This window comes from Bosea sp. OAE506 (assembly GCF_040546595.1).
GTDB lineage: Bacteria > Pseudomonadota > Alphaproteobacteria > Rhizobiales > Beijerinckiaceae > Allobosea.
The window spans coordinates 3,980,692-4,007,276 of record NZ_JBEPOB010000001.1; the positions used below are offsets into that span (position 1 = coordinate 3,980,692).

The following is a 26,585-nucleotide window of genomic DNA, read 5'->3' on the forward strand; positions in this document are numbered from 1 at the left end:
CCTTCAGAGCGGCGCGGGGTCTCGCTCGCGCAGCTCGCCCATGCGCGCGCGCTCGGGCGCATCGAGCATCAGCGTCACCGGAGCCTTGGTGAGATCGGCCAGGCGATATGCAGCCTCGACGGCATGGCCGTTGCCGAGCTGGCCGGCCATGACGAGCCCGCCCTGGGCGCGCTTCGCCAGCGGTGCCAGCACCGGCCCTTCATCATTGGAGGCGGCGGAGACGAAGACCCAGTCATAGGTCTCGCACAGAGCATCCAGCGCGACCTGGACGAGATCAGGCGCCGCCAGCACCGCGTCGCGGCCGGCCCGGCCGGGGCCGATGCGATGCAGGCGCGAGCCCTGCTGGCGCGTGATGATGTCGGAGAACAGCGCCTCCCCGGCGAGCAGCTCGGAGAAGCCGGGCTGGCTGCGTCCCTCATCGGCCGCGAGGTCGACGATGATGCAGCGGCAGCGCTGGGAGAGCAGATCGGCGAGGTCGAGCGGCGTGGTCGCGCCCTCGCCCGCCCCGTCGAGCACCAGAACCATCGGCGCCATGCCGCGCGCTGGCTCCTCGATCCGCTCGGCGAGATCGGCGAGCGTCTGCTCGGGATGGACGAGATCGATCGTGACCTGGCCGAGCCGCCCGCCATGGGTGAGCAGGCCGGCGACGCGCTCGCGGCGCGCATCGGTCTGCGGCTCTTCGCGACGGGGGGAGCCGGTGGCGCCTCCCCCGACCCAGCCGGGCGTCCGGCGAGGGCCGGAGGCCGGCGCCTCGCGCTGGCCGTTCAGCAATTCGCGCGAGACGACCGTCGCCAGCGAGACGAGGAAGGTCGCGAGCGTCGCCACCAGCACGGTCGGCAGCTTCTTCGGGAAGGAGGGTTCGGTCGGCTCGATGGCGCGCGAGATCACGCGGGCATCGGCGGGGGTGGCGTTCTGGGTGTCGCGGGCCACGGCCTCGCGATAGCGCAGCATGTATTGCTCGAGCTGCTCGCGCAGCGTGCGCGCCTCGCGCTCGAGCGCGCGCAGCTGCACCTCGCTGTCATTGCCGGTCGAGACGCTCTTCTTCTGGCCGTCGAGGGCGGCGGTAAAGCTCTCGACTCGCTGACCGGCGATCTTGGCCTCGTTCTCCAGCGTCCGGACCGTACGCTCGGCGGCGGCGCGGAGCTGCCCCTCGAGATCGGCGAGTTGGGCGTTGAGCTCCTTGATGCGGGGATGCTCGGAGAGGAGGTTGCGGGATTCGAGCGCGATCTGCGCGCGCAGATTGACGCGCTGCTCGATCAGGCGGCGCACCAGTTCGTTGTTGGCGACGTCGGGGATTTCGAAGGTACGGCCCTGCTTGATTGCATCGCGGATCAGGCCGGCCTTGGCCTGCGCCTCGGCCTGCTGGCTGCGGGCGGCGGAGAGCTGGGTCGAGAGATCGCCGAGCTGCTGGGCATTGATCGTCGTGTTGTTGGCGCCGACCAGCAACCCGTTGCGGGAGCGGAACTGCTCGACCTTGGCCTCGGCATCGGCCAGGCGCTGGCGCAGCGGCTCGATGGTGGTGGACAGCCAGGACGAGGCGCTGCGGGCGGAGTCCTGCTTGGCCGCCTCCTGCAGTTCGAGATAGGCGTTGGCGATGATGTTGGCGCCCTTGGCGGCAAGCGCGGGATCCTGCGAGGTGAACTCGACCGCGACGATGCGCGAGCGCCCGACCGGATAGACCAGCAGCCGGTCGTAATACTTCTCCAGCACGCGATCCTCGGGCGAACGGTCGGCCGGGTGGCCGCCGAGCCCGACGAGGACGCCGATCTTGCGCAGCGCATTCAGCGCGCCGGCGCCGGAATCGAATTCGGGATTGCCGACGAGGCCGATGCGCTTGATCGCCTCGCGGGCGAGATCCCGCGACATGATGATCTGCACCTGGCTCTGCACCGCCTCGGAATCGAACTGCGCCGAGGCGTCGGCGGACTGGCCGGGCAGCGCAAAGAAGGTGCCCCGGTTCTCCAGCAGGATGCGCGCCTCGCCGGTGTAGCGCGGCGAGACCAGGTTCACCGCGACGAAGGACAGGCCCAGCACAGCAAGGGTCGGGCCGATGATCCAGCCGCGGCGGCGCTTGACCGCCTCCCACAGTGCCGAGAGGTCGAGCATCTCGCCGCGACCGTCGTCGCGCGCCGACGGCTCGCGCAGATCATCCCTGACGAGGCTCTCGGTATGAGCGGTCATGACCCATCCATTCACGCAAAACGCACGCGCCCTGGACAGGACGCGGGGCGATGAAAGCGCAGTAAGGTTAGTGCTGAGTTAAGAGCCCTCCGCGGGCGGCGTTCCGAACCGATGCGGACTGCCTGGCGCGGAAGCTTTTCTTAACCATATCCCGGCAATGCTCCGGCGAGCTTCGCATGGGTATTGCTTGTGATGAGTCGTCGTCTCGCCCCTCTCGCACTGGCCGTCGCCATGATGGCAGGCGCCTGCGCGCCGCGTATCGGCCCGTCGGAGTACGCCCTTGCCCAACCCGCGGGCCCCTACCGGCTCGCCAGCGGCGACCGGCTGCGCATCATCGTCTTCGGACAGGACAATCTCTCGAATATCTACGCAGTCGACGGCTCGGGCCGGATCGCGATGCCGCTGATCGACACCGTCGAGGCGCAGGGCCGCACCACCCAGCAGCTCGAGCGCGCGATCGAGGGCAAGCTGCGCGCCGGCTTCCTGCGCGAGCCAAAGGTCTCCGTAGAGGTCGATACCTACCGGCCCTTCTTCGTGCTCGGCGAGGTGACCAATTCCGGGCAGTTTCCCTATGTCCACGGCATGACCGTGCAGACCGCGGTGGCGATCGCGGGCGGCTTCACCCCGCGCGGCCAGCGCAGCACCGCCGAGGTGACGCGCCAGATCGAGGACCGGCTCGTGACCGCGAGCGTGCCGATCACCTATCAGGTGCAGCCGGGCGACACGATCGTGATCAAGGAACGCTGGTTCTGAGCCTGCGCGGAGAGGCCCGATGACGGACGCCGCGCGGCTGCGGATTCTGCATGTCTTCCGGGCCCCGCTCGGGGGGCTCTTCCGCCATGTGCTCGACCTCGCTCGCGGCCAGGCCGAGCGCGGCCACGCGGTCGGCATCTTCTGCGACGCCACGACGGGCGGCCAACGCGCCGACGAGGTTTTCGCCGCCCTGTCGGACCGGCTCTCGCTAGGCATCACGCGCGTGCCGATGTCGCGCTATCCGAGCCTCACCGACGCCCGCGCCCAGCTCGCCGCCATCGCGCTGCGCCGCAAGCTGGCGCCGGACGTGGTGCACTGCCATGGCTCGAAGGGCGGGGTCTACGGGCGGATGCCGGCGATGGTCAGTCCCGGACGGCGCTACGTCACCGCCTATACGCCCCATGGCGGCAGCTTCAACTACAAGCCCGGCGGCACGGAGCATAAGGTCTATATGGCCGTGGAGCGGCTGCTCGAACGCGCCACCGACATGTTCCTGTTCGAGAGCCGCTTCATCGCCGGCCGCTTCGAGGCCTATATCGGCCACGAGCCCAGTACCGACCACCGCATCGTCCTCAACGGCGTGTCCGACCCCGAATTCGAGCCGATCGATCACAGCGATGCGCTCTTCGATCTCGTCTATCTGGGCGAGCTGCGCTCGGCCAAGGGCATCGACACGCTGATCGACGCGCTCGGCCTGCTGAAGACGCGGGACGGATTGACTCCGCGCATCCTGATCGTCGGCTCCGGCCCGGACGAGGCGGAGCTGCGCTCGCTCACCATCGCCCGCGGCGTCGCCGCGCAATGCGAGTTCGAGCCGCCGGGCCCGATCAGGCGGGCGCTCTCGCGGGCGCATGTCATGGTCGTGCCGTCGCGGGCGGAATCGCTGCCCTATGTCGTGCTGGAAGCGGCGGCGGCGGCGCAGCCGCTGGTAGCCACCGATGTCGGCGGCATCAACGAGATCTACGGGCCGCGCCATCGCCACCGGCTGATCCCGCCCGACGACGCCCCCATCCTCGCGGGCGCGATCGCCAAGCTGCTGGCAGCGCCGGAAGCCGATCGCGCGGCCGAGGCCGCCGATCTCGCCGCGCATGTGCGGGAGAATTTCCGCCTCGCGCCGATGATCGACGGCGTGCTCGACGCCTATCGCGACGCGCTGGCAAAGCGCGCCGGCGGCTGAGCCATCAGAGCGATTTCAGCGCGACGACGCCGGCCACGACCAGGACGATTCCGGCCCAGCCGCTCGGCCTGATGCGCTGGCCGAAGGCGAAGGCACCGACGAGGGCGGTGATCACCAGCCCTGCCCCGCCCCAGACGGCATAGGCGACCGAGAGATCCATGCCGCGGATCGCCTGGGTGAGCGCGGCGAAGGCTCCGATCACCAGCAGGATGCCGAGCGCGCCCGGGAGGCGCCGGCGCAGGCCGTCGGACAGCTTGAGCAGGCAAGACCCGGTCACCTCGAGCACCACGGCCAGGGCGAGCCAGGCGATGGCGAGCGACTGCGGCAGAAGGGCGGAGGTCATGCCAGCCTCCCCTGGCGCGGCTCGGCGGCCGAGGGGCTCTCGCCGACGCCACGCTCGAGGAGAAGGATGCCGGCGAGGATCGCCGCCAGCGCGGCGACGCGCCCCGCGGTGAGATGCTCGCCGAAGAGGAGATGGCCGACCACGGCGATGCCGACGATGCCGAGCCCCTCCCAGACCGCATAGGCGACCGCGAGCGGTATGACGCGCAGGGCGACGCTGAGCAGCGCGAAGGAAAGACCGATGAGCAGGAGCGGCAGGAACGCGACCAGCCAGGATTCAGACACGACCGATTTCAGCGCGGCCGTCGCGACGATCTCGACGGCAATCGCCGCGAGCAGGAAGAACCAATGGGAAGACATGTTGCACACGGGCCGGACCGGCAGTGGCCAACGCGGGAGCGAGGCCGGAGGGGTCGGCAAGAGTTCGAGTTTGAAATCAGCGTCCGGATCAAAAGGCCATCGCGACATCAGTCGCGAAGGCAGCACGGCAATATGCACGCAGTCGGCTTTCTGGCCGCACCCGCAATCGCCCAAATATGTGCTTCTCAGACACTCATCGCCGGTGAATATAGCCTCGCAATTGCTTTGCGTCAACCTTTCATCACTTTACAGTCGATTATAGCGATGCCGATGGAAGGATCTTCGTCGGCTCAGAACCTGCATCAATACCTTGACGGACCACGCGAATTTCGACTTTCCAAAGCGCCTGAAATTTGACGCCCCCGGGATCCCGCGCTGCGGCACGAAATCCGGGCCCCGCTCCGGGAAACAGCGATGCGTCCGATTAAGCCTTCCGTGAGCATTTTCCGGTAGGCCAGCGGCAAGATCGGCGGGCCGGCGAAGATCGCGTCCGGCGGTGCCGACCGCGACGGGGATGTGACGTCATGGGTGCCTTCGATGTCCGCGACCTGATGAAGGCGGATGCCGCCGCCTCGGCGACGCCCGACATGTTCGGGCCGGCCCGAAGCGGGACACGCGTGTTCCACCCTCTGGCCGAGCGCATTGCCGCGATCCCGGTCAAGCCGACGCTGTCGCCGGTGATGATCGAGGGGCTGGTTCGCCTGCTCGACGTGCTGGCCGTGGTGGGGGCCGGCGGCCTGATCTACTGGCTCTACGCCGCGGGCACGACCGAGAGCATCCTGCCCTACCAGATCACGATTCCCGCGCTCGCTGTGGGCGCGCTCGCCACCTTCCAGGCGCTGCATCTCTACCATGTCGGTGCGCTCAGGAACTTTATCGCCATGGCGGTGCGGCTCGCCAGCGGCTGGACCCTGCTGTTCCTGATCACGCTGGCCGCCTTCTTCTTCCTCAAGATCGGCGATCAGGTCTCGCGCGTCTGGCTGCTGGGCTTCTACAGCGTCGGCGCGGCGGCATTGCTGGGCGAGCGTCTGGCGGTGACGCTGGCCGTGCGGCATCTGACGCGCTCGGGGCGGCTCGAGCGGCGCACCGCCATCGTCGGCGGCGGCGAAGGCGGCGAAGCCCTGATCCAGGCGCTAGAGGCACAGCGCGACACGGGCCTGCGCATCTGCGGCGTCTTCGACGACCGCAACGACGACCGCTCGCCCGACCTCGTTGCCGGCTATCCCAAGCTCGGCACGATCGACGACCTCGTTGAGTTCGCGCGGCGCACCAAGCTCGATCTCGTGATCTTCACGCTGCCGATCTCGGCCGAGGCGCGGCTTCTGGCGATGCTGCGCAAGCTCTGGGTGCTGCCGATCGACATCCGCCTATCGGCGCATATGTCGAAGCTGCGCTTCCGGCCGCGCTCCTATTCCTATTTCGGCGCGGTGCCGGTGCTCGACGTGTTCGACCGGCCGATCGCGGACTGGGACATCGTCGTCAAATGGGCCTTCGACAAGGTCGTCGGCACGCTGGCGCTGATCCTGCTCTCGCCGGTGATGCTGGCCACCGCGATCGCGATCAAGCTCGATTCGAAGGGGCCGGTGCTGTTCCGGCAGAAGCGCTACGGCTTCAACAACGAGCAGATCGAGGTCTTCAAGTTCCGCTCGCTCTATCACGAGATGACCGACCACACCGCCGCCAAGCAGGTGACGAAGGACGATCCGCGCGTCACCCGCGTCGGCCGCTTCATCCGCAAGACCTCGCTCGACGAGCTGCCCCAGCTCTTCAACGTCGTGTTCAAGGGCAATCTCTCGCTGGTCGGCCCGCGCCCGCATGCGCTGCACGCCACCGCCTCGAACCGCGCCTATGAGCAGGTGGTCGACGGCTATTTCGCCCGTCACAAGGTCAAGCCCGGAATCACCGGCTGGGCGCAGGTCAATGGCTGGCGCGGCGAGACCGACACCGAGGACAAGATCCAGCGCCGCGTCGAGCACGACCTCTACTACATCGAGAACTGGTCGGTGCTGCTCGACCTCTACATCCTGATCAAGACCCCCTTCTCGCTGATGACCAAGAGCGAGAACGCCTATTGAGCGCGCTCGCCGACAGGAGCGGCCAGGAGCCGGCACGACGCGGCCGGCTGCGCATCTCCTATGCGACGCTGAAGCGCGGCGTGCTCTGGCTGCTGACCGCCTGCAGCGGTCTCGCCCTGATCGAGCCCTCGCCCTATGAGGTCGTGTTCCTGCTCGCGCTGTTCGTCTTCGCGCTGACGGGGATCCGCTTCTCGCAGAAGCTGCTGCCGCTGGCGCTGCTGCTGCTGCTCTACAATATCGGCGGCACCTTCTCGCTGATCCCGTGGATGGACGATGCCGCGGCTGTGCGCTTCACCGCCGTCTCGGTCTACCTGATGATCACCGCCGTCTTCCTCGCCGGGATCATGGCGGAAGACCCGCTCGGCCGGCTGGAGACACTGCGCAGCGGCTATCTCTTCGCCGCCTGGGGCGCGGGGCTGGCCGGCATCCTCGGCTATTTCGACATCGCCGGCCTCGGCTCTGTGTTCACGCTCTATGGCCGCGCCTCGGGCACCTTCAAGGATCCCAACGTGCTCGGGCCCTTCCTGGTGCTGCCGATCGTCTATCTGCTGCACCATGTCCTGATCGGCCGGCTCGGCCTGATGCGCGGGCTCCTGCTGATGAGCGTGCCGCTGGTCGCGCTGTTCCTGACCTTCTCGCGCGGCGCCTGGGGCAATCTCGTCGGCGCGACGCTGCTGATGATCGCGCTGACCTTCCTGACCGCGCCGAACGCGGCCGGCCGCACCCGCATCGTGGCGCTGACGCTGGCGGCGCTCGGGCTGGTCAGCGTGGCCCTGCTCTTTGCGCTCTCCTTCGAGAACATCCGCAGCGTCTTCGAGGTCCGCGCCAGCCTGGTGCAGGAGTATGACGGCGGCGTCACCGGCCGCTTCGGCAACCAGCTCCGCTCGATCCCGCTGCTGCTGGACGAGCCGAACGGCTTCGGGCCGCTGCGCTTCCGCTGGCTGTTCCCGGAGGACCCGCACAACGTCTACATCAACGCCTTCGCCTCCTATGGCTGGCTCGGCGGCTTCTCATGGCTGGCGCTGATGGCGGCGACCTGCCTCGTCGGCTGGCGGCTGGTGTTCCAGCGCTCGGCGCGCCAGGGCCATGTCATCGTGCTGTGGTCGGTGCTGTTCATCACGATCCTGCAGGGGATGCAGATCGACACCGACCACTGGCGCCACATGTATCTGATGCTGGGGCTCGTCTGGGGGCTCGCCGCCCTCCCCGTCGCCCCGCAGGCGGCGCCTCAGCCGCGGTCCTTGCGCACGACCACATAGGCGTAGGTCGTCACGAAATCCCAGCCGATCTTCGCGGCCAGCGCATTGAAGGCGTGGTCGGCCTGCTTCAGCCCGGGCATCCGGTCGAAATAGCCATGGCCCCAGAAGCGCTGGATGTGGACGTCGGAGAAGCCGGCACGGTTCAGCATCGGCGCGAGCGTCGCCCGGCTGCCGCGGCACCAGTCGTAATGGGCGGGAAACTTGGGATCGCCGCCGCCGTCCCGGCGCAGCGGGAAGAGCGCGTGGACGATGGCGCGCGAGGCCTTCTCCGGCAGCAGATGGTTCAGCGCGAAGACGGGCGCCCAGAGCGTCGGGAAGAAGGCGAGCGCAACGCCGCCCGGCGCCAGCAGGGCGTGGATGTTGGTCCAGGCCTGCTCGACATCCGCGACATGCTCGAAGACCATGCGCGAGACCATCAGGTCGTAGCCGCCCCGCGCGATGTCGGGCTCGGAGAGATCGCCCGCGATGTCGAAGCGGGCCGTCTTCAGGCCTGCCGGCGTCAGGGCGAGTTCGCCGGCGTCGATGTCGTTGACGATCAGGTCGATGCCATGGCCGGCCGCCTGCTCGGCGGTGAAGAGCGGATCGCGACCGCCGCCGATCTCGCAGACGCGGCGCAGGCCGAATTGCCGGGCGAGGCCGAGAATCGTCGGCTCGTAGTGATCCCAGGCCCATTGCGAATGCCAGTCGGGCGCGAGCTCGCGGAAGAAGCCCTCGACCGAGCGGTTCGGGTTGACCTGAGCGCGCGTAGCGGGCCGGACCGGATCGGCCGTGACAGTCGCCAGTGACATGGTCTTCTCCGCCTGCTCAACCCTTTGGGAACGTGAAAACAATGCGGATTCGCCCCGAAAACCGCAATCACCGAGTGCTTCGACAGTTAATAGGGCCTGACATCCGGGCGTTCCGGGCTGGCCCGGCCCCAACGGATGACGGGCGAAGAGCGCCTTCTCAAAACAAGCGGCGCAAGCGGATTGCATCCGCGCGACGCCGCCACTATAAGCCGACCCGTCGGAGCGTAGCGCAGCCCGGTTAGCGCACTTGTCTGGGGGACAAGGGGTCGGAGGTTCGAATCCTCTCGCTCCGACCATTTTTCCTAATCATTACAGCACTTTAGCTTGTGCCTCCAAAGGCTTGCTTCGGCGCGATTGGGAACGAAACGAGCCCAATCTGCAGGCTTCGGGACAAAAAGTCCCGACAGAGTCCCGACAGATGTTCTCCGGCTGTTCGCCTGGGCGATTCCGCGATAGCCTCGCCATCCATGAGGAACCCCCGTCGTGCGTATGATGCCGAGGGTCGCGAGATCGCGCCGGCGACGGTCGGCAGCGAGCGCGGTAATGGCGTGACCGAGGCCGAGATCTGGTGCGGCGATTGCCATCACCATGGAGCGGTCTCGACCGACGGCATGCCGGCCGGGCTCGCCATCCCCGACATCTGCCTGCGTTATCGTTGTTCGGCCTGCGGCAGCCGCAACCTGACCTCGCGGCCGAGCGTCCTCATGCACTATGCCGTGCTTCAGGAGCGGACCGGCATGACACATGGGAACGCCCCGCTCCCGCGCCGCGTTGAGCCAGCCGGAGGGCACGCCATGCCGAAGGTCGTCATCACCACCGTCGAAGAGTATGAGGCCGCGACGCAGGAGGTCCAGGACCTCACCGGCGCGCCCGAGAACACACCCGAAGAGCGGCGGCTGATCGACCTCGTGCTGGCGATCGAGATCTGGGACGCGAAGCACGACGACGCGACCGCATGGCGCTGATCACAAGCCAGACTTACCCACAACATGTCGTGTCAGGCTGTGGATGGTCGTGTCGCGACTTGGGGTTGTGCCGATCCGCGTGGTAGTTTGCGACTGCGTTCGTGAATCATCACGACGTCCACGCCCCCGGCGTGGTCACCAAAAAGCCGAGGCAGAGCCCCGGCTTTTCGTTGGAAGGACCCGGCCGAAGCCAAGCCCGTTCCAGTGGGTGCATCTCACTTAAGTGAGAACACGAGCACGGTGTCAAGCTTCAGTTGGGCCTCCCAGAAAGGTCCATCACATGCCTACCGATACCCTTATTGAAGCCTTGAAGCGGCTCAACGTCTTCGGAAAAGGCCGGCCTGATCCGAACCTTGACCCTGCCGTCTGGCGCCGTGATGATTTCGGCAATCTGATCCGTCGCAGTGACTATGGCGACAGATCGTCTCCATACGGATGGGAGATCGACCACATCAGGCCCCAGGCCTTGCTTGGCTCAGACGACCTAACGAATCTGAGGCCGCTGCATTGCCGCGCGAACGCTTCGCTCGGCGGGTCGCTCGCGAGCGCCATCAGCAAATTGGGCCAAGGGCTGACCCGCGCCTAAACGACGAAAAGCCCCGCCCTGGCTGCAAGGCCGGGGCGGGGCTTCCTGTTTGCGGGGCGCCTCGGTCAGTCGCGCAGCGAGGCCGCGAGATCGTCGATCGCCTTGCGGAAGGCGACCAGGTCGCCGGTGTTGCGGATGATCCGGTCTGGCACGAAGTCCATCCGCTCCGAGGCGTGGTCGCCCCCGCTGGCCGAGCCGGCGCCGGGGCGCTCGATCCGCACGACGAGGCCACCACGATCGCGGATCGCCTTCGCCTCATTGGCGAAGCGGACATCGTCGGCGACGATTAGCGGCTGATGCCCTTGCCATGGGTGCTGGAGATGACCGGACTGCGTCGCAGCCTGCCAGGCCGCGATCCAGAACCCCTCCCCGATCAGGTTGCGGCCCCATTCGGTGCCAAGCCACTGCATCGCCTGGCGCGGCGTGCGGCCGCAGAGCAGGGCCGAAGGCTCTTCCTTGCGGTCGCCGTCGACTTGAGCAGGGTCGAGCCCGAGCGCCAGCATCATGGCTTTGAGCGGCCCAGCGAAGCGCACCCGCTGGAAGTGCCAAAGGAGCATGAGACGCTCGGCCGCCGTCGACTTGCCCGCGCCGGCCGGGCCGCACAGCCCGATGGTCCGCACGCGGAAAGCCGCGGCGCAGCCGCCGGTGCAGTCATGCTCGTCATTGCCGCAACTGCGGGCGCAGTGCGGGCAATCCTTGTGAGGGATCAGCCCGCGCAGCGGCGGGGCCATCGGCCATCGATCGGTCTTCATGCGGCCTCGCTTCCGGCAGCGTCGAGGATGGCGATGCGGTTGCGGCCGATCTCGCCATAATCGCGGTGATAGGTGATCGCCTGCAGCGAGCGGCCCGAGAGGAAGCCGGAGCCGAAATGCCATGCGTCGGGGGGGATCGGGGCCTGATGCGTCTCGACGATGACGCCGCCGCCCTCGCTCGCCACCAGTCGCTTGTGGTGCAAGTGGAACATATGCGCGTAGCGGAACAGCGTTTCGCCCCAGTCGGCGGCCCAACGATGCGCCATCAGCTCGGGCATGCGCTCGGCCCGCGCCGCGTGGCCATGCGTGCCGGCGAGCAGCACCTTGCCGAAGCGGTGCCGGAAGAACAGCGAGGGGTCGTCGTCGACCATCACGCGCGGCTCGTTTCGGAACCAGGCGAGCAGGAAATAGGCGACCGCAACCGAGGAGTGCTCGTCGTGATTGCCCTTCAGGATACGCACGATCACCCGCTCATGACGCGCCAGCGCAGCCTCGACCATGCCGACCATCAGCCGCGCCGCGGCGCGCACCACCTCCGGATAGCGGCCATCGACATCGAGCGCGTGGCCCGAGCGGGCGGTGCGGTTCTCCTGGTTGTCGGAATGGATCAGGTCGCCGCCACCGAGCACGATCGCATGGCCCGATGCCGGGGCCTGCGACACCAGGGAGGCCATCGCCCCTCCGAGCACGCGCTCGGCGATCTTCAGGTCCCAGTTGACGCCCGTTTCGCGGCCCCAGGCCCGCATGCCGACATGCAGATCGGCGAGCGGATAGAGCGTCATCTGCGACGATAGCACGGTCGCAGGCTGCGGCACAGGCTCCTTCGGCCCCCGCAGACCCTTGAAAGCGGTCTTCAGCGCCGCCGCGACCGCGAAGGGATCGACGGCGCCGAGCTTCGTCTTGACCCATTGCTGGGTCACGCGGCCGTCCGGGTCGGTCAGCGCCGAGACGCCCTTGACGACATGCCCGGCCGGAAGCGCGAAGGCCTCGCCCGGCGCGATCTTCTGCTCGACCGAGCGGGCACGAAGCGAGCCGTCGGCGTTGGTCTGCTCGGTGACGCGAGCGATGCGATAGCCTGGCAGCACCGGCTTGAAGCCGAGCGCCCCGGTCTGCGCGCGCAGCCGCACCTTCCGCAGATGCTGCTGCACGCTGCAATAGCGCAGCCCGAGAGCGACGGCGATCGTGCTGGCGTTCTCGCCGTCGACGAAATGCCGATGCTCGATCTTCGCCTTTAAATCATCGTCCCAGTGCCGACCGGTCACGCGCATCAGGCCGGCTCTCCGCGCGCGGCCTTGACGAGGACGGTGGCGAGGCTGGGCGGCATCGGCAGCATCAGGCAGACCTGGATGCCCTCTCCGAAGGCCACGAGCGCCGCATGCGGGCCGATGGCGAGGATCAGCGTCGTCGGCCGCTCCGGCCGGGGCCAGGGGCCGAGCCGCGCCTCGAGGAAGGCCATGCCGGCCTGCGCTTCCGCGCCCGTCAGTACATGGATGGTCGCGCCGGCGGCGCCGGCCTCGGCCGCTTCCAAGGCGACGACCTCGAGCGGGCGGCAGCCGGGCTCCTGCGCCAGCAAGGGCGGCACGGTGGCGGCGAGGAGCAGAAGGGCGGCGAAGAGCAGCAGGCCGGCGCGCGCAAGCTTCGACATGGCGGGGCATCCTTCGGTTGCGGGGAAAGGCGGAAGGCTGGGATCAGCTCCGGGGCGTGCGCCGGGGCGTGGCCTCGACCAGGCGATCAAGCCGGTCGGCGAGGCGGTTGAAGCCGTCGGAGATGCGCGACTCGACCTTGGCGAGCGCCTCGTCGCTGACGAAGCGCTGCACGGCTTCGACCTTGAATTCGGCCAATTCCTTGCCGAGTGCCTCGCAGCGCTCGTCGAGCCGGGCAATGCGCTTGTCGTGCTGGGCGGCCTGGAAGCGCACGATGCCCCAGCTCGCGGCCAGCGTGGCGAGCATGCCCAGCAGCGGCAGGACGGCGGCGAGGGAAAATTCGCCGGCGACCGTCACTTGCGCCCCCGCCCGAAACCGAGCTGCGGGGCGATTTCCTTCAGGGTGTGGCCGCCATTGAAGACCGCGAGCCAGGTCAGCGTCACCGTGCCCCAGGCGGAGATCAGATCGGCCATCGGCAGGAGCGGCCTGACGCCGGCATTGCCACCGAAGACGCCGGCGAGCAGGATCACCGCCCAGCCGGCGATGATCAGCCCCTGCCAGGCCCCGCGCCAGAACTGCCACGCGCCGAAGCCCTTCTCGATCTCGGCGGCCTGGGCATCGCTGCCGCGCTGCGCCTCGATTTCCCAGAGCCGGATCATCTCCGGCGCCGCGGCCTCGACCTGCGCGATCACGGGGGCGGCCGCTTCCGGCCCCTTCCGGATCGCCTCGGTGACGGCCTCCGGCGTCGCGGGTGTGCCGAGCTTGCCGGCGAGCGTCTCGACGACCTTGCCAGCGAGCGTCCCGGCGATGGCGCCGGCCGGGCCGCCGACCGCCCCGCCGACGATGCCGCCGAGCTGCTTGGCGCCCTGCTTGAAAAGCTCGCCCGCGAGCGAGCCAAGCGTGGTGGCGAGATCCATCTCAGGGCCCTTTCGCAGCGGTGAAGAAGCCCGACCAGAGCCGCGACCACCAGGGGGCGGGAGCGGCTGGGGCGACAGGGGGCGGCGCGGGGACAGGAGGGAGCGCGTCATGCTCGGGCTTGACCCGAGCATCGCGGGCCGGAGAGGGCGCCACGGGCGCGACGGGCGCAGCAGGCGCCGGCGGCACCATCGGCGGCGGCGGCAGCGTGACGCCCTTGCCCGGCCAGTCATGGGGCCATTTCGCCCATTTTCCGCGCTTCAGCTTCACCGCCTCGGCGCGCATGCGGGCGGCATAGACTCCGTTGAGCCCCCCCCCATTGTAGAGGGTCTCGATGGTCGCGAAGTCCTCGCGGGCGAGCTCGTCCTTCAACCCCTTGCTGACAAGGAAGCGGCCGAAGGCGCGCAGCTGGTTCGCCTCCGAATCGACGAAGGCGTCGAACATCGCCTTCGCGGTCCGATAGCCGCAGACATCATGGTTGAAGCCCATGATCTGGAAGCGGCCGATGCTGATGGCGTTGAAGGCGGCGTTCTCGTCGAAGGCGATCAGCCGCGCCAGGAAGGCGTAGCGGGGGCCGGGCCCGTTGGTCATCCGCTTGTAGTGACCGGAGGCCTTGGTGGCCTCGAAGGAGCGCGTGGCGAGGCCGAGGCGCAGCGCCTCGGCCCGGCGGTTCGCCGGGAGATAGTCGTCGAACTTGTGCGGCTCCGGCAGGATCTTGATCCGGCCATCGTCGAACCAGCCGAAGCCGTTGGACTCGACCTCCGCGATCGCCTCGAGCGTGGCCGGGTGGCAACCCAGCTCACGGGCGAGCGCCGCCATGTCGTCATTGGAAATGGCCGCGGCGCGGCCCTGGCCCAGCATCATGGCAGGCTCCGGTCATGAAAAAGCCGCCCGGTGGCGGCGGGTTGGCGCATGGCGTGAAGTCCCGCCGGGTGGCCGGAGGGGACCCGACGGGGGAAAGAGGCATATGGCCGATCTTCAGCCGAAGGCCGCGTCGATCTCGGCCGTGGTGGTGATCGCGCCTGCGGCAATACCGACCTTGACGAGGCCGAAGGTCGTAAAGGTGCCGTCGACATGCTCGAGCACCGCGTCAGACAGCGCGGTGAGCAGCGCCGCATCGACGACGACGCCCTCACCATCGGCGCCATACCAGGTCGTCTCGAAAGCGGGGTCGGCCTGCGCTTTGATGCGGGCGCCTGCGATCTTCACCTTGCTGCTGTCGTCTGTAGCGATCGGCACGCCGTTCCAGGTCATGCCGCCGACTTCCGCGCGCCACCGCCGATCGCGGGCATAGGAAAGCAAATCGGCGAAGAGGCCATAGGGGGAAAGAACGGCCTGCAGAGTCGCAAGCGACTGTTCGCCGCCGTCCCCGCTCGGCCAGGGCGTCGGTAGGCGGCCGAGGTCGCGCCATGCGGCATAGGCCTCGTCCGATTCAGGCGCGTTGACGAGGCCGGCGCGGGCGGAGCCGAACAGTCGGCCGTCCTCCGCCAACCAGTAATGGTCGCGAGGATCAAACATACTGGCCTCCCGATGCGACCGAGCCGACGGCGTTGCCCGGAAGGGCGGAGGCGCCCGCACCGCCGGTGGTGACGACGCCGTTCTCGACGGCGAGGTAGCGCGAGCCGGTTGCGCCGCCGCTGTAAACCGCCCCGGTCGCATCGACCCGACCCTGCTGGGAATAGGCGAACGCGGAGGAGAAAGCCGGCGTGCTGGCAAGAGTCACCGTCCGCCCGGCCAAAGACACTTGGCCGCCCGATGAGCCGACCGCATGGAACGAGGCATTGCCGGCGATCGTGTAGTTGCCCGTCGCCTGAATGAAGCCGCCGTTGGCCGCGTTCATATGCGCGAGGACGGACGCGCCGAACCGCATTCCCGTGTGTGCAATGAGGCCGCCGGTTGTGGCAACAAGGCACGACGTGCCGGCCCCCGCCGTCTGAACCGTGAAGTTCTGGAGCGTGAACTGCGCGCCGCCCTGGGCCGTGAAGGCGTTGGATCCGGTGACGCCGACGACGAGCGAGGCTGCGTTGCCCGAAGTGCTCTTGAAGATGACCGAGCCGGTGCCTGAGTTGGCCCCTTGGGGAGATCCCGTCGCGGTAACGCCCGCCGTGTAGGTGCCGTCAGCGATCTCGACCGTAGCGACATAGCCGTTGAGATCGTAGTTGTTGACGATCTCCGACCAGGCCCGCTGGAGCGTCAGGAACGGCGCGGCTGCGTCCAGGCCGTCGTTGAGCGTATCGTTGCCGGTCGGCGCGACGTAGAGCGTCAGATTCGCCTGCAGGAGCGTGCGGCCCGCGCCACCGCCGCCGACGATTTCGTAATGAGAGCCGGCATCGATCAGGATCACCGGGCCGGGTTGGATATCACCGCGGCGCAGGACGCCGCCACCACGCCGTTTGATCGGCCGGGCAGCCAAAGGCGGCGCCGCGAAGGTCACGCCCGATCGGGTGTTGGCCTGCACCGCCACCAGAAGCATCAACCGCAACTGAGCGTAGGAGTTGATCTGCGTCGGGAACGTCGCGGTCAGGGCGTTCGCGGTTCCGCCGGCCTGAATATAGATCGAGCCGCTCGACCGGATGGCTCGCATCAGCAGCGCATCGTCGAGATTGTCGTCCGCCACGCCGCTGGCGCGCACAACGCTGCGCATGTTCACGATCAGCGCATTGAGCAGCGCGGCGCGCCATTCGGTGCCGTCGAAGGCCGCGGGCGAGGAACAGTCTTTCGCGAAGTCGTCGGCGTCGCCGGCTCCGTTCAATGGCGTGAAATCCGGACGGGTCGCAGCCGCATTGGCGCCGCCGAAAGCGGAAGGGCCCCAGAGATTGACCATGACGTTGTCCTTAAACGGTTGTGAAGATCAGGTCTGCGTGCGCGGGCGCGATCCGCCGCACCAGGCAACGCAGGCCTTCGACATCGGGCGGGCAGTTGAAGCCCAGGCCGAGGCGGGTCAGGCCCATGAGTGGCTGGATCGCCGCGGGCGCATAGGCCGGGGAGGCCGCCAGATTGATGGCGATGCGCCAGGCGACGCCCTGTTGCGCGCCCATACGCACGGCACCCATCTGGCCAATCCCCATGACGCAGGACTGGGGTGCGACAATCCACTCCTGCGCGATGGCGATCGACCAGCCACGGCGCAGCGCGGCGGCTTCCGCATACTCCGGCGTGCTGTCACCGACGGCATTGACCTTCTCGCAGACATCCGCAAACGGGTCGCAGCCGTCAGGCACCCCATAGTCGAGTGCCCAGAGATCCAGCGTCTCGACAGCGCTCGAACAGAAAAATTCGTCGATCAGCGCGCAGAGGCGCCGCTCGGTCGGGCCCATCGCCGCACCGAAGGCGGCGAAGACCTGGCCCATCACCGAGCCTTCGATGCCGTCATGCCCGCCATGCCGCCAGGCGTCGCCGCGCGGGCGATAGGCGGCGATCTGGCGGCCGAGCGTGGCGTCGGAGTGGCAATAGGACGTGGTCATGCGAAGGTCAGCGTGCCCGGCACGGCGGTCTGCCCGGCGGTGAGGGTGATGTTGGTCGCGGGCGCGGTGATGCTGTGGCTTTCCTCGCCCGAGGCGTTGGCGACCGCCTGCCAGATCCAGCTGCGCGAGAAGGCGGCCGGCGTCGCCAGGAAAGGCATGGAGGGATGCGGCGTCGCGAGGCCGGCGACACGGCTGTTGACGAAGAAGCTGGTGGCGATCTCTGCCGCCACGGCCTGGCGCACCTCCGGCGTGTCGGGAGCGAGGTTCTGCACGGTGACATGGACCGGCACCGCCTGGGGGATCCGCACCACCGGCAGGCCGGCGCCGGGGCCGGCGATCTCTAGCGCCGCGAGCACAGCGGCCCGGTCGCTTTCGAGCGGAATGCCGTTCGGGCGGGTCTGGTCGAAGAATGGATAGACCACGACCGTGCCGCGGCCCTGGCCGAGCGGCTCGATGAAGGCCCGCGTCACGCCCGGCACGGCGAGCGTGTAGCGCAGCCAGTCCGGCGGGGCGCCGGCATGCTCGGGGAAGGCCTTGGCGAAGAGCAGGCGGGCGCGATAGGCGCCGTCGGCTTCCGGATCGGCCGCGCCGCCCAGCCCTGCGGAAGCGACCGCGAAGGTCGCCGTGCCGGTGAGGCCCGAGCCCGCGGTCAGCACCGCATCGGCCGCCGTCGCGCCATCGGCCCCGGCGAGCGCCGCCGTGACCTGGACGGTGGCGGAGCCCGCGCCGGCGAGCACGATGCCGGCATCGACCGAGAACGCCGCGCCATCCGAGCGCAGCAGCATGGCGCCAGTGTCGAGCGTGACCGGACCAATGGCGGTTACCGTCACCGGCCCGCGCGCCGCGCTCGCCGCCTTGCGCGGCACGGCGGGCTTCATCTCGGCGCCATGGCGGTCGAGCTGGTCGGCATCGCAGGTCGCCACGAAGCGCTGATCGGCCGCCCAGGCGGCGAAGCGCTCGAGGTCGTAGTTGAACCCGGCGAGGATGCGCGCCACGGGGGCGAGGTTGTTGCGCGCCAGCGCGGCATCGGCGCCGGGCAAATTCGCGGTGAAGGCGCGCTGCGCGTCGGTGACGTGCTGCTTCAGCGAGCGCGACTGCCAGGGCATGGGGAGACCTTCTACAGATCGCGCCAGAGGCGCTCGAAGCGTTGCGAATAGGCCAGCGCGCCGTCGCGCCCGGCGATGCGGATGTCGATCCAGACGCCGCGGCGCGGGTTTTCGATCAGCCCGGTCTCGACCGTGACGGACGCCGCGACCTGGTCCCGAAGCATCCAGGCCAGCGCCTCGGTGGCGTAGAGCTGCGCCCGGGCCGCGACGGCATCGGTGGCGACCTCGTTCTTCAACAGCCAGAGATGGCTGCCGATCTCCTCCGGCTGCTCACCCTCGGGCGCGACCCGGTCGCCCCACCAGCCGCGCCGGTCGGGCTCGTCGGGGCGCCAGCCTTCCGGAGCGCGCTTGTCGGTGAAGAGCGAGATCACAACCGCCGAGGCGATCTGGCCGGACGCATCAAGACCGCCGGGGTTGCGGCGGTCGCCGGCCGGCGCGATGCGCCAGTCGCCGAGAGCCTCGCCCGCAGTCCAGAAGGTCGACCAGAACAGGGCCGGCTCGTTGGCCGCGGCCTTGCCGATCGCGATGTCGTAAGCCATGGCCCGCCTTGCCGGTCAGAGAATCGCGAAGACTTTGGTTGAGGGGCCCGCCAGCGTGACGACGCGCGAGCCGCCGGGCCCGCCGAGATCGACCCGGTCTTCGGAGACGATGACGCGCATGTCGCCGCGCTTCAGCTCGATCGTGCCCGTCTCGGCCTCGACCATGACGCCGCCCTGCACGGCCTTGAGGCGGATGCCCTCGGCCGCCCGGGCGAAGATGACGTTGCCGGCGGAATCGTAGAGAACGCAGGCGCCGGCCGGCAGGGACTTCGGGCGCCCGGGCGTCTCGAAGCCCAGCGCGATCACGCGATCCGACGATCCGAAGCGCAGGATATGCCCGACGGCATCGACCGGCGGATGCGACGAGAAGCCATGCGGCTGGGCGCGCACCACCTCGGTGAAGCGCTCACCCTTGTAGCCCTCGGCGACAATTTTCTGGTTGTCGCCGCTGTCGTCGATCGACTTGACGCGGCCGGTCGTGACCTCGGACGCCGTCCAGAATTCACTCGGCATCGTCGCCACCACTTTTGCCGAGGTCGAGCGCCTTGCCTGATTTCGAGCCCTTGCTCTTCTTCCCGCCCAACGCGCGCGGATCAACCAGGGAGAGCGCGGCCTGTGTGCCGGCGCTCTCGCTGTCGTCCTGCTTCAGCGAGACCTTCTTCACCAGCATGTCCTGGACGATGCCGAGCGAGGGGATCTCGACGAAGACGAGCAGCCCCGGAGTCCAGACCTTGCCGACCGCGTCGCGCCAGCCCGACGTCGTGACCTCGCAGGTCGTGCCCTCGCCGGCCGCCCGATCGCGGTGCCATTTGGCACGCTGACGGGCATCGGCCTTGCGGATCTGCTCCGGCGGCACGATCACCTTCAGCCGCTTGCCGCCGACATTGTCGGAAGCCTGCGCCTCGATTTGAAGCTCGTCGGGGCTATAGCCTGATGGCGCCTGGGCGCGGACCTTGACCGTGCCGAAGCGCTTGGAATCGTCATGCACGGCGCTGGCATCGACGACGTTGAGCCCTTCCGTCAGGCTGCCGGCATGGCGCTTCTCGCCGGCCTTGGCGAATTTCAGCTTGCCCTCGGGCGTGTCGCCGATGGCAAAACCCTCAGCCCGGGCCCAGCGCTCGGCGGCGTCGAAAATGCGCTCGCCGGGCCGCAGGCGGAACAGCGGCCGCTTCGGGTGCTGCAGATCGCTCTCGACCTGCACATCCTGCTTGCCGGCCAGCGTCTCAAAGGCGGCCTTCGCCGTCTTGTCGCGAAATTCGCCGCTATCATGATCGGCGGCGCTGTCGATCGCATCGCCCGTCTTCGAGCGCCCCGCGATCGGCAATTCGGCCTCGGCCGAGCGCAGCGAGGGCGAGCGCTTCTCGACGAAGCCGGTCAACAGCAGATCGCCGCCCTCGCCCGCCGCCAGCGAGACGCCGTCGGAGGCGAGGCTGTGAATCGTGCAGGCCGGACGGTTGGCGAGCGCGTCGAGCAGCGCGGCCTGGGTCAGATTGGGATCCTTGACCTTGGCCTCGAAAGAGCGCGCCGCCTCGTCCATGGCGATCTCGATCGCGATGGTGACGGGCCGAAGCACCAGGCCGCCAGCCTTGATGGTGACGATCTCGAAGGCCATGGGTCACACCGTCATGGTCGGGGCAGTCGCCAGCCGTCATTCTCGGGCGAAGCGAAGCGAAGACCCGAGAATCTCAGGCAGGAAGCGGCGGCCCCGCCGCCAACCCTTGGTCGGGTGGAGTGTCTCGATCCAGCCATCCCGAACCCGGACAGCAGCCGCCGAACGCTTGGCTGGCCGCCGGCGCTCGGGCCTGACCGGAACCCCTGCGGAAAAATCGGGGCCGGCGACGCCGAAGGAGACGATCGCGCCCGTGGGATACGACCCGAGGCTTACTGTCGCCGTCGCAAATGACGTGTTGAAAGTGTGCGTTCCGCCGGTCGGGCTCGTATCTGGACCCCAGTGCTCGGCGCACATTCCAACCCCCATGCGTGACGAATGCGGCATCACGCCGCGAAGGCTTCGAAACGCTCCGGCATGAAGGCCGGGTGGAAGGCGCGCGCGCGGCGGGCCAGATCCTCGGCCCGGCTCGGGTCGTCATAGAGCGCATGGGCCCAGACCAGAGACGGCAAGCGCCGCCCAGCAGAGACCGTGATAAGCGGTGCGATATCGGCCTCGAGGCGCGCGGTCAGCTCGGCGACCACGCCCTTCATCGCGGCGAGCTCGCGGGCGAGGTCGAGCCCCGGCCGGCCGATCCGCGCGAGCGCATCGTCGAAGACGGCGGCGGCCTGGGCGCGGGCTGTGATCGCCTCGCCCCGGTCGCGATAGCTGCGATAGCCAAGCGCCTCGCCGAGCGCCAAGGCGCGCACGGCGGCCGTCAGCGCGACGCCGTGGCCGGCATTGGCAGCAATGACCAGCGCCGTGCCCTGGCTGACCTGCGCCGGCGCGGCATCAACGGGGGGGCCGAGCGAAACGAGCGACTCGGTCAGGGTGGCGGGGTCGGCGGCATCGGCCAGAGCGATGGCCGCACGGGCGACCGCGTCGCCGTAGCCGGCGGGGTCGGCGGCCAGGTTGCCCAGCGCAAGCGTCGCCGCTGCGAAGGCAGGCGAGACCGCATCGCGAGCGGCAGGGGGCAGTCGAACCGATTCTCGCAACGCAACCAGGTCGCCCAGCGCGCCGGCGGCCGAGGTCAGCGCCGCATCGAGCACCGTGGAAGGCTGGCCTGCCAACCGAAAGGCCGAGGCGACGAAGCCGCCCAGCGCCGCCGGCACCAGCCCGGCGATCGCGAAGAGCTGCGATGCCAGCGCATTGGCCGAAAGCCTAATGCCGGACAGCGCCGGCTCGGCCACGGCCTCCATCTCAATTGCAATATAACCCAGCTTATCCTTCGCAAAGGATCGCTTGGCTTTGTAAAGTCTGACAAGAGCAGGGCCACTGTCAGGTAAAACGATAACACCAAGATGCTTATTTTCACTTGCATAAAGCAAGGCCTCAGCGATTACCGGAGACGTTATGCCGGTGAGGTAGGCATCGACCTCATATTTCCGGGCTTTTGGCCCGAACCCCTCGTTTTTATGGGCGCCATTGGGGATGGTCGTGGTGGTGACGCGGTGCCCCGCCTCGACATCCGCGCCCTCGACATAGAACGGAATTCCGTTGAACGAGGCCGGCAGCAGGCGGCGCGTCCAGTCGGTCATGGGGATGCCTTCAAACGAAAACCGCCCGGAAGCGCGAGCCTCCGGGCGGTTGGAACCGTGATCACTCTAGGCGCAAGGGGTTGCGCCTGTCAAAACGGTCGAAAGCCGTGACAGGTCAAGGAGTTATGACCCTTCGAATTAGGTCAGTTGAGCGGGCTGCCGTGGCGCAGATTCAGGATCGCTTCCTTCGGCACCAGCACGGCGAGGCTGCTCTGCCCGGCGAAGATCAGCTTCTTGTTCGTGGCCTTGGCGCCGAGGAGCAGGAGCAGCGCGCGCCGCCACGCCCCGGCCCATTGCGTGCCGGCGAAGGCGCCGCGCAGGAAGGGATGGGAATCGGCGAAGGCGACATAGCCCTTGTGGATGCCGGGATCGAGGATGATGCCGAAATCGCGCAGCGAGCCGGCGGCGGCCGAGTCACGCATCGCGAGGTCGAGCATCTGGCCGATGGTCATGCCCGAGCGGGCCTCGATCCGCAGCAGATGCCTCAGGCAGCCGGCGGAATCATCCTCCGGCGTCTCGACCAGCCGCTCGATCGAGAAGCGCCGGAGGTTCGGCAGCGACTTGTCCTTCTCCCAGAGCCGTCGCGCGGCATCGGGGCCATAGACCCGCAGCGCAGTGCTGATCAGGCGGGAGGCGGTGTCGACCTTGCGGAGCGGCAAGCCCCATGCGGTCAGATCCTCGCCATCGAGATCATGGACCGCGAGGCCCATCTGGCGAAGCTCCTCCTCCATCCGGTTGAAGGCGAGGATATAGGCTTCCTTGAACTTGGCGGCCTCACGGCCGGTGAAGCCCATGACGAGGAAGACGAAGCCGTCGCGGGTAAGGTCATAAGCCCGCAACTCGCGGCCCGTGCTGTCACGATACGCACTGAGCGCAAAATTGCGCTCAGTGAATTCCCGGCTGCACTCGAGATCTTCGATCGCTCGCAGCACGTCGGCGTGCCGCTTGCCGAAGGCGATCGCCACGTCGCGGCTGTTGGCTACGACACGACCATCCTTGATCGTCAGAACGGGGGCGATCACGCCGGGCTCGAAAGTTGTCTGCGTCTGGGTCTGCGTCGTCATCTGTGCCTCCATCGGCTCCGGCCCTGGCAGGCCCGGACCATCGCTACGGGTTCGCTTTCGCGAGACCGGAGCCGATGAAGCTCTGAATTCCCGCGAGGGTCGTGCCGCCCTGCCAGGGCGGATCGGCATGGTCAGAAAGCCCGGGCGGCCAGCGACCGGGCAAAGGCGACGAGCAAGTCCACCTCTTCGGAGGAGTCGGCCGCGTGGCGGAGCTGCGCCGCTGCCCAGGCCTGCCGGGCGTAGTGGCCCTTCGGCTCGCTGGCGGTGGCCGCGGCCATCGCCGCTTCAGCCTGCTCGCCGATCCGGTCGCGCAGATGGGACAGCACCTCGCCCGCCGCGTTACAGACCGCACCCTCCGCGAATCGCGGCTGGCAAAGCATGGCGTCGATCACCTCGGTAAGCGTCGTTAGCCCCTCATACAGCGCGACCGCCTGATCGGGCGGCATGTCGCGCTGGTCATCCTGTTGAACCGCCGCCGCCATCGACATCGCTTCCTCCGTTGAACGAAAACCGTTCGCGTGATAGGAAACATATCACTTGGCTGATTGGTGGTCAATATGAGTTCACTTGAACCATTTCCGCTCATTTCCGCGCAGCTGCGAGCAGCTAGGGCGCTCGTAGGCTGGACCGCCGAAGACCTCGCCAAGAATGCCGGCGTAGGCGTTTCGACTGTTCGCAGAGCGGAGACCGCCGAAGGCGCATTGGGTATCAATGCAGCGAACGAAACCGTAATCCGCAGCGCGCTTGAGCGAGCCGGCGTGATCTTCGTGCCCGAAAACGGCGAGGGCCCCGGCGTCCGGTTGCGCAAAGAGCGCTAGACAACCACCACGACGCTCATGATGATGCCGCCATCCTTCTGGAGGGGCTGCTATGCGCGGTGTGGTCATCGCCTTATTGGCGATCGGGTGGGGCGGCCAGGCTGAGGCGCGAAACACGCCTTGCTCCGGCAAGAAAGGTGGCGTCAGCCACTGCATGGGCAGCTATTTCGTCTGCAAGGATGGGACGACCAGCCAGTCGAAAAAGCCATGCAGCCGCTGAAGGGAATCCTCGCCGCAGCCCTGTTCGTCCCACTCGCGAGCGCCGCCGGCGCGAGCCTGTCGATCGATCAACGCAATGCGGTTGACCATTTCGCCCAGGTCTCCGTCCTTTCCGATCGCTGCCAAGAATACTACGCGAACGATCTTCAGCTGAGCGCAATGATAAAGCGCCACCGTATCGATATGGAGCGAACCGAGGTTGTCGAGTTCAGGCAGGCCCGCTATCGGCACCACATGGACGCTATGGACGCCTCCGGCGAAACAGTGGGCTGCCTCTCCGGCTGGAACATGTATGGACCCGGCGGGAAAAGCGTTCCTGGTCTGCTGAAACGCCGCAGCTGATCAGTTCGGGCCTTGCCTGCCCGTATCAAAGCCGCCCCCTCCACCTCCGAGGGGCGGCACCTTCAGGCCATTCAGGATCTGCTGCAGCCGTTGCGCCTTGGCGATGGCGCGGTCGAGCGCGTCCTCGCCCGAGCTGATGCCCGTCGCCATGGCCGAACCGGCCGTCTGAGCTGCCGGGCCGAGCAGCCCGAAGCTGTTGGCGACAGATGAAACCTTGGACTGCACCTCCTCCAGCGGCTGGACGGGGATGTCGATCGCGCCCTTCAGCTCGACGGGGCGCTTCGGCGGCTGCACGAGGCCCTTCTGGCCCATGCCCTTCGCGAAGGCCGGCTGACCGGAGGTGTCGCTGCGGAATGCTTTTCCACGCCGCGCTTCGCGATCGGCCTCACGGGCCGCATCGAAGCTGGGCGCGTTGGGCCAGAGCAGATCCGGCGCCTGCTCGGGCGTCGCCGATGCTGCCGTCTTCGGCAGCATCGGCAGAGGTGGCATCCGCGCGATCTGGTCGCGCTGGAACGCCTTGATCTCCTCTTCCGTCAGATCGAAAGTCGTGACCTTGCCGATGCGCTTGTTGCGCAGGGCGTCAAGGCGCAGCTGTGCCCGTTCTCGCTGCGGCCCCGTTGTGGCCGCCACGGTCTGCTCGGCTTGGGCGATGTCCTCGTCGAGATTGGCCGCCTCATAGGGGTCGCGCGGCTTGCGGTTGGCTCTTTGGCCACGGTCACGAATGCGACTGATGGTCGAGGCATCCTGACCCGCCTGCAGCTCGGTCAGATCGTCCTGCGGCTTCGGCGCATAGGGCTCGACCGAATCGACGGCGTCCTTCGCCAGGCGCTTCACCGCCGCGCCGAAGCCATCGTCCCGGGCCGCGGCCGCGGCGCGCTCCATCGACTGCGCCAGCTCGTTGAGCCGGTCGGCGGCGGCCTTGACGATCGGCGCCGTCGCCTCCGCCGCCAGAGCGCCGAGCGCCGTCTTGGCGCGATCGGAGGATTCAGCGAAGCGGTCGAAGGTCGCCTGCGCATCGGCGCTGATGCGGATGAAGTCCTTGTCGATCGTGCCCTTGGCGTTCTTAAGCTGGCCCGTATAGTCCAAGATCTTCTGAAGGTTTTCGAGCAGCGGGCGCATGCCACGCTGCACCTCCATGTCCTTGAACAGCTGCGGCACCTTGGACAGGTCGCCCTTCAGGGCCTTGTTCGACAGCTCGAGAAAGACGGCGACGAGGTCCTTGCCCTCCTTCCGGGCCTTGGTCATCGCCTTCGGCAGGTCGACGCCCATTTCCTTGAAGTTCTTGACCGTCTCGTCGCTCTCCATCTTCGAAAAGATGTTCTGCGCCGAGGCGGCGGCCTCCTCGGCCGTGCCGGTGCCGCTGCGGATGACCTGCAGCATGGCGATCAGGCTGCGCAGACCCTCCTGCCCTGTCCGGCCGACGGCCTTGTAAGCCGGGAGGAGCGAAGGCAAATAGCGGGCCTGGTCCTTCAGCTCGAACTTGCCGAGCTTGCCGCCCATGGCGAGCGTGTCCTGCGCCTCCGCCAGCCCCTCGATCGAGATCTTCATATGGTCGATCAGGGCGGTCGAGGTGTTGGCGATATCGTCCACGCCGGCGCCCGAAGCCTGCGCCGTCTTCAGCACGGACGGCATCATCTTCATGGCGTCGGTGAAGTCGCGGCCCGAGGAGGTGATCGCGTCGAGGCCCTTCTGGGCGGGATCGAACAGTGTCGCCGTGTCGCGTGCGAGATTGCGCAGCTCCTCGGTGCCCTCGCGGGTTTGGCGCACATTGGCGTCGCCGGTGATGCCGGTGCGCGCCATGGCGCGGTCGACCTCGGCAAAGCGCTTCGAGGCCTGGTTGAGCCCCTGGAGAACACGGCCGCCGGCATAGATGCCGCCGACAGCCGCGAAGGCGCGCGCGGCCGTCGAACCGAAGGCGGAGGTCGCCTTGGTCTGCTGGGCCCGAAACCGGTCCAGCTCGCGCGCCGCGCCCGTGAGGCCGGGGCGGAGACGGTTCTGCGCGGTGATCAGCGCCTCGGCGCGGACGGCGACGACCATGGCTTACCTGTAGA

29 protein-coding genes, 1 tRNA gene and 1 pseudogene are annotated in these 26,585 nt (G+C 68.1%); 9 read left to right on the top strand and 22 right to left on the bottom strand.

Annotation, left to right across the window (positions count from 1 at the left end):
* Positions 1-3: 3 nt before the first annotated feature.
* Positions 4-2,181 (bottom strand): GumC family protein, encoded by a 2,178-nt coding sequence (locus ABIE41_RS19295; protein ID WP_192641866.1) that lies wholly within the window; start codon positions 2,179-2,181, stop codon positions 4-6.
* Positions 2,182-2,373: 192 nt separating this feature from the next.
* On the opposite strand from ABIE41_RS19295, the gene ABIE41_RS19300 reads away from it, so the two are divergent.
* Together ABIE41_RS19300 and ABIE41_RS19305 are read left to right on the top strand one after the other, a co-directional pair.
* The gene (locus ABIE41_RS19300) at positions 2,374-2,934 is read left to right on the top strand and encodes a polysaccharide biosynthesis/export family protein (RefSeq protein WP_192641867.1); all 561 of its coding nucleotides are present in this window, start codon (positions 2,374-2,376) and stop codon (positions 2,932-2,934) included.
* A 19-nt stretch (positions 2,935-2,953) separates the two neighbouring features.
* Entirely contained in the window at positions 2,954-4,111 is a 1,158-nt protein-coding gene (locus ABIE41_RS19305; protein ID WP_192641868.1) for a glycosyltransferase, read from the top strand.
* A 4-nt stretch (positions 4,112-4,115) separates the two neighbouring features.
* Here the strand turns inward: ABIE41_RS19305 and mdtI are convergent, their stop codons facing one another.
* Together mdtI and ABIE41_RS19315 are read right to left on the bottom strand one after the other, a co-directional pair.
* Positions 4,116-4,454 carry a multidrug/spermidine efflux SMR transporter subunit MdtI gene (gene mdtI, locus ABIE41_RS19310; protein WP_192641869.1) on the bottom strand — a complete coding sequence of 113 codons (339 nt, stop codon included), beginning with the start codon at positions 4,452-4,454 and terminating at the stop codon, positions 4,116-4,118.
* Entirely contained in the window at positions 4,451-4,813 is a 363-nt protein-coding gene (locus tag ABIE41_RS19315) for a DMT family transporter (RefSeq protein WP_192641870.1), read from the bottom strand. Before ABIE41_RS19315 ends, mdtI begins: the two co-directional genes overlap by 4 nt.
* A 524-nt stretch (positions 4,814-5,337) precedes the next feature.
* Between ABIE41_RS19315 and ABIE41_RS19320 the strand changes: the two genes are divergently transcribed.
* Both ABIE41_RS19320 and ABIE41_RS19325 read left to right on the top strand, forming a co-directional pair.
* Positions 5,338-6,888, top strand: coding sequence for an undecaprenyl-phosphate glucose phosphotransferase (locus tag ABIE41_RS19320; RefSeq protein ID WP_192641871.1), 1,551 nt, complete (start codon positions 5,338-5,340; stop codon positions 6,886-6,888).
* Complete coding sequence (locus tag ABIE41_RS19325) at positions 6,885-8,147, top strand: O-antigen ligase family protein (RefSeq protein WP_192641872.1); 1,263 nt, start codon at positions 6,885-6,887, stop codon at positions 8,145-8,147. The genes ABIE41_RS19320 and ABIE41_RS19325 overlap by 4 nt, the downstream gene beginning before the upstream one ends.
* Here the strand turns inward: ABIE41_RS19325 and ABIE41_RS19330 are convergent.
* Positions 8,117-8,935 carry a class I SAM-dependent methyltransferase gene (locus tag ABIE41_RS19330; protein WP_192641873.1) on the bottom strand — a complete coding sequence of 273 codons (819 nt, stop codon included), beginning with the start codon at positions 8,933-8,935 and terminating at the stop codon, positions 8,117-8,119. The two genes, ABIE41_RS19325 and ABIE41_RS19330, sit on opposite strands and share 31 nt — an antisense overlap.
* 218 nt (positions 8,936-9,153) lie before the next feature.
* Here ABIE41_RS19330 and ABIE41_RS19335 point away from each other — a divergent pair.
* The 3 genes from ABIE41_RS19335 (at position 9,154) to ABIE41_RS19345 (ending at position 10,486) form a co-directional block, all read left to right on the top strand.
* Positions 9,154-9,231, top strand: a tRNA-Pro gene (locus tag ABIE41_RS19335).
* 171 nt (positions 9,232-9,402) lie between these two features.
* Positions 9,403-9,900 (top strand): hypothetical protein, encoded by a 498-nt coding sequence (locus ABIE41_RS19340; RefSeq protein ID WP_192641874.1) that lies wholly within the window; start codon positions 9,403-9,405, stop codon positions 9,898-9,900.
* 280 nt (positions 9,901-10,180) lie between these two features.
* Entirely contained in the window at positions 10,181-10,486 is a 306-nt protein-coding gene (locus ABIE41_RS19345) for an HNH endonuclease signature motif containing protein (RefSeq protein ID WP_192641875.1), read from the top strand.
* A gap of 65 nt (positions 10,487-10,551) precedes the next feature.
* On the opposite strand, the gene ABIE41_RS19350 is transcribed toward ABIE41_RS19345, so the two are convergent.
* The 17 genes and pseudogenes from ABIE41_RS19350 to ABIE41_RS19430 all read right to left on the bottom strand — a co-directional run bounded on the left by ABIE41_RS19350 (position 10,552) and on the right by ABIE41_RS19430 (position 23,643).
* Positions 10,552-11,238, bottom strand: coding sequence for a nucleoside/nucleotide kinase family protein (locus ABIE41_RS19350; RefSeq protein WP_192641876.1), 687 nt, complete (start codon positions 11,236-11,238; stop codon positions 10,552-10,554).
* A complete protein-coding gene (locus ABIE41_RS19355) occupies positions 11,235-12,506 on the bottom strand; it encodes a hypothetical protein (protein ID WP_192641877.1) in 1,272 nt (423 codons plus the stop codon). The genes ABIE41_RS19350 and ABIE41_RS19355 overlap by 4 nt, the downstream gene beginning before the upstream one ends.
* A complete protein-coding gene (locus ABIE41_RS19360; RefSeq protein ID WP_192641878.1) occupies positions 12,506-12,883 on the bottom strand; it encodes a hypothetical protein in 378 nt (125 codons plus the stop codon). The genes ABIE41_RS19355 and ABIE41_RS19360 overlap by 1 nt, the downstream gene beginning before the upstream one ends.
* A gap of 43 nt (positions 12,884-12,926) precedes the next feature.
* Positions 12,927-13,238: a hypothetical protein gene (locus ABIE41_RS19365; RefSeq protein ID WP_192641879.1), complete on the bottom strand. Its 312-nt coding sequence runs from the start codon at positions 13,236-13,238 to the stop codon at positions 12,927-12,929.
* Positions 13,235-13,798 (bottom strand): hypothetical protein, encoded by a 564-nt coding sequence (locus ABIE41_RS19370; protein ID WP_192641880.1) that lies wholly within the window; start codon positions 13,796-13,798, stop codon positions 13,235-13,237. Before ABIE41_RS19370 ends, ABIE41_RS19365 begins: the two co-directional genes overlap by 4 nt.
* A 1-nt stretch (position 13,799) precedes the next feature.
* Positions 13,800-14,660: an N-acetylmuramidase domain-containing protein gene (locus tag ABIE41_RS19375; RefSeq protein WP_192641881.1), complete on the bottom strand. Its 861-nt coding sequence runs from the start codon at positions 14,658-14,660 to the stop codon at positions 13,800-13,802.
* A gap of 114 nt (positions 14,661-14,774) precedes the next feature.
* Positions 14,775-15,314, bottom strand: a complete 540-nt coding sequence (locus ABIE41_RS19380; protein ID WP_192641882.1) for a DUF4376 domain-containing protein — start codon at positions 15,312-15,314, stop codon at positions 14,775-14,777.
* Positions 15,307-16,620, bottom strand: coding sequence for a hypothetical protein (locus ABIE41_RS19385; protein WP_192641883.1), 1,314 nt, complete (start codon positions 16,618-16,620; stop codon positions 15,307-15,309). The genes ABIE41_RS19380 and ABIE41_RS19385 overlap by 8 nt, the downstream gene beginning before the upstream one ends.
* A 10-nt stretch (positions 16,621-16,630) precedes the next feature.
* Complete coding sequence (locus ABIE41_RS19390; protein WP_192641884.1) at positions 16,631-17,260, bottom strand: hypothetical protein; 630 nt, start codon at positions 17,258-17,260, stop codon at positions 16,631-16,633.
* Positions 17,257-18,366, bottom strand: a complete 1,110-nt coding sequence (locus tag ABIE41_RS19395; protein ID WP_192641885.1) for a baseplate J/gp47 family protein — start codon at positions 18,364-18,366, stop codon at positions 17,257-17,259. Before ABIE41_RS19395 ends, ABIE41_RS19390 begins: the two co-directional genes overlap by 4 nt.
* An 11-nt stretch (positions 18,367-18,377) precedes the next feature.
* Entirely contained in the window at positions 18,378-18,905 is a 528-nt protein-coding gene (locus ABIE41_RS19400) for a phage GP46 family protein (protein ID WP_192641886.1), read from the bottom strand.
* Positions 18,906-18,920: 15 nt separating this feature from the next.
* Entirely contained in the window at positions 18,921-19,418 is a 498-nt protein-coding gene (locus ABIE41_RS19405; RefSeq protein ID WP_192641887.1) for a phage baseplate assembly protein domain-containing protein, read from the bottom strand.
* A complete protein-coding gene (locus ABIE41_RS19410) occupies positions 19,408-20,517 on the bottom strand; it encodes a phage baseplate assembly protein (RefSeq protein ID WP_192641888.1) in 1,110 nt (369 codons plus the stop codon). Before ABIE41_RS19410 ends, ABIE41_RS19405 begins: the two co-directional genes overlap by 11 nt.
* 383 nt (positions 20,518-20,900) lie before the next feature.
* On the bottom strand, positions 20,901-21,743 hold the full coding sequence (locus tag ABIE41_RS19415; protein ID WP_354193549.1) for a hypothetical protein: 843 nt from the start codon (positions 21,741-21,743) through the stop codon (positions 20,901-20,903).
* A gap of 93 nt (positions 21,744-21,836) precedes the next feature.
* Positions 21,837-22,091: pseudogene (locus ABIE41_RS19420) on the bottom strand (DNA circularization N-terminal domain-containing protein); the annotation flags it as partial.
* A 143-nt stretch (positions 22,092-22,234) separates the two neighbouring features.
* Positions 22,235-23,155, bottom strand: a complete 921-nt coding sequence (locus tag ABIE41_RS19425) for a Rha family transcriptional regulator (RefSeq protein WP_210320836.1) — start codon at positions 23,153-23,155, stop codon at positions 22,235-22,237.
* A 131-nt stretch (positions 23,156-23,286) separates the two neighbouring features.
* Positions 23,287-23,643 carry a hypothetical protein gene (locus ABIE41_RS19430; RefSeq protein WP_192641891.1) on the bottom strand — a complete coding sequence of 119 codons (357 nt, stop codon included), beginning with the start codon at positions 23,641-23,643 and terminating at the stop codon, positions 23,287-23,289.
* 69 nt (positions 23,644-23,712) lie between these two features.
* On the opposite strand from ABIE41_RS19430, the gene ABIE41_RS19435 reads away from it, so the two are divergent.
* Entirely contained in the window at positions 23,713-23,973 is a 261-nt protein-coding gene (locus ABIE41_RS19435; RefSeq protein WP_192641892.1) for a helix-turn-helix domain-containing protein, read from the top strand.
* A 207-nt stretch (positions 23,974-24,180) separates the two neighbouring features.
* Positions 24,181-24,534: a hypothetical protein gene (locus tag ABIE41_RS19440; RefSeq protein ID WP_192641893.1), complete on the top strand. Its 354-nt coding sequence runs from the start codon at positions 24,181-24,183 to the stop codon at positions 24,532-24,534.
* On the opposite strand, the gene ABIE41_RS19445 is transcribed toward ABIE41_RS19440, so the two are convergent.
* Positions 24,535-26,571 (bottom strand): phage tail tape measure protein, encoded by a 2,037-nt coding sequence (locus ABIE41_RS19445; RefSeq protein WP_192641894.1) that lies wholly within the window; start codon positions 26,569-26,571, stop codon positions 24,535-24,537.
* Positions 26,572-26,585: the final 14 nt, after the last annotated feature.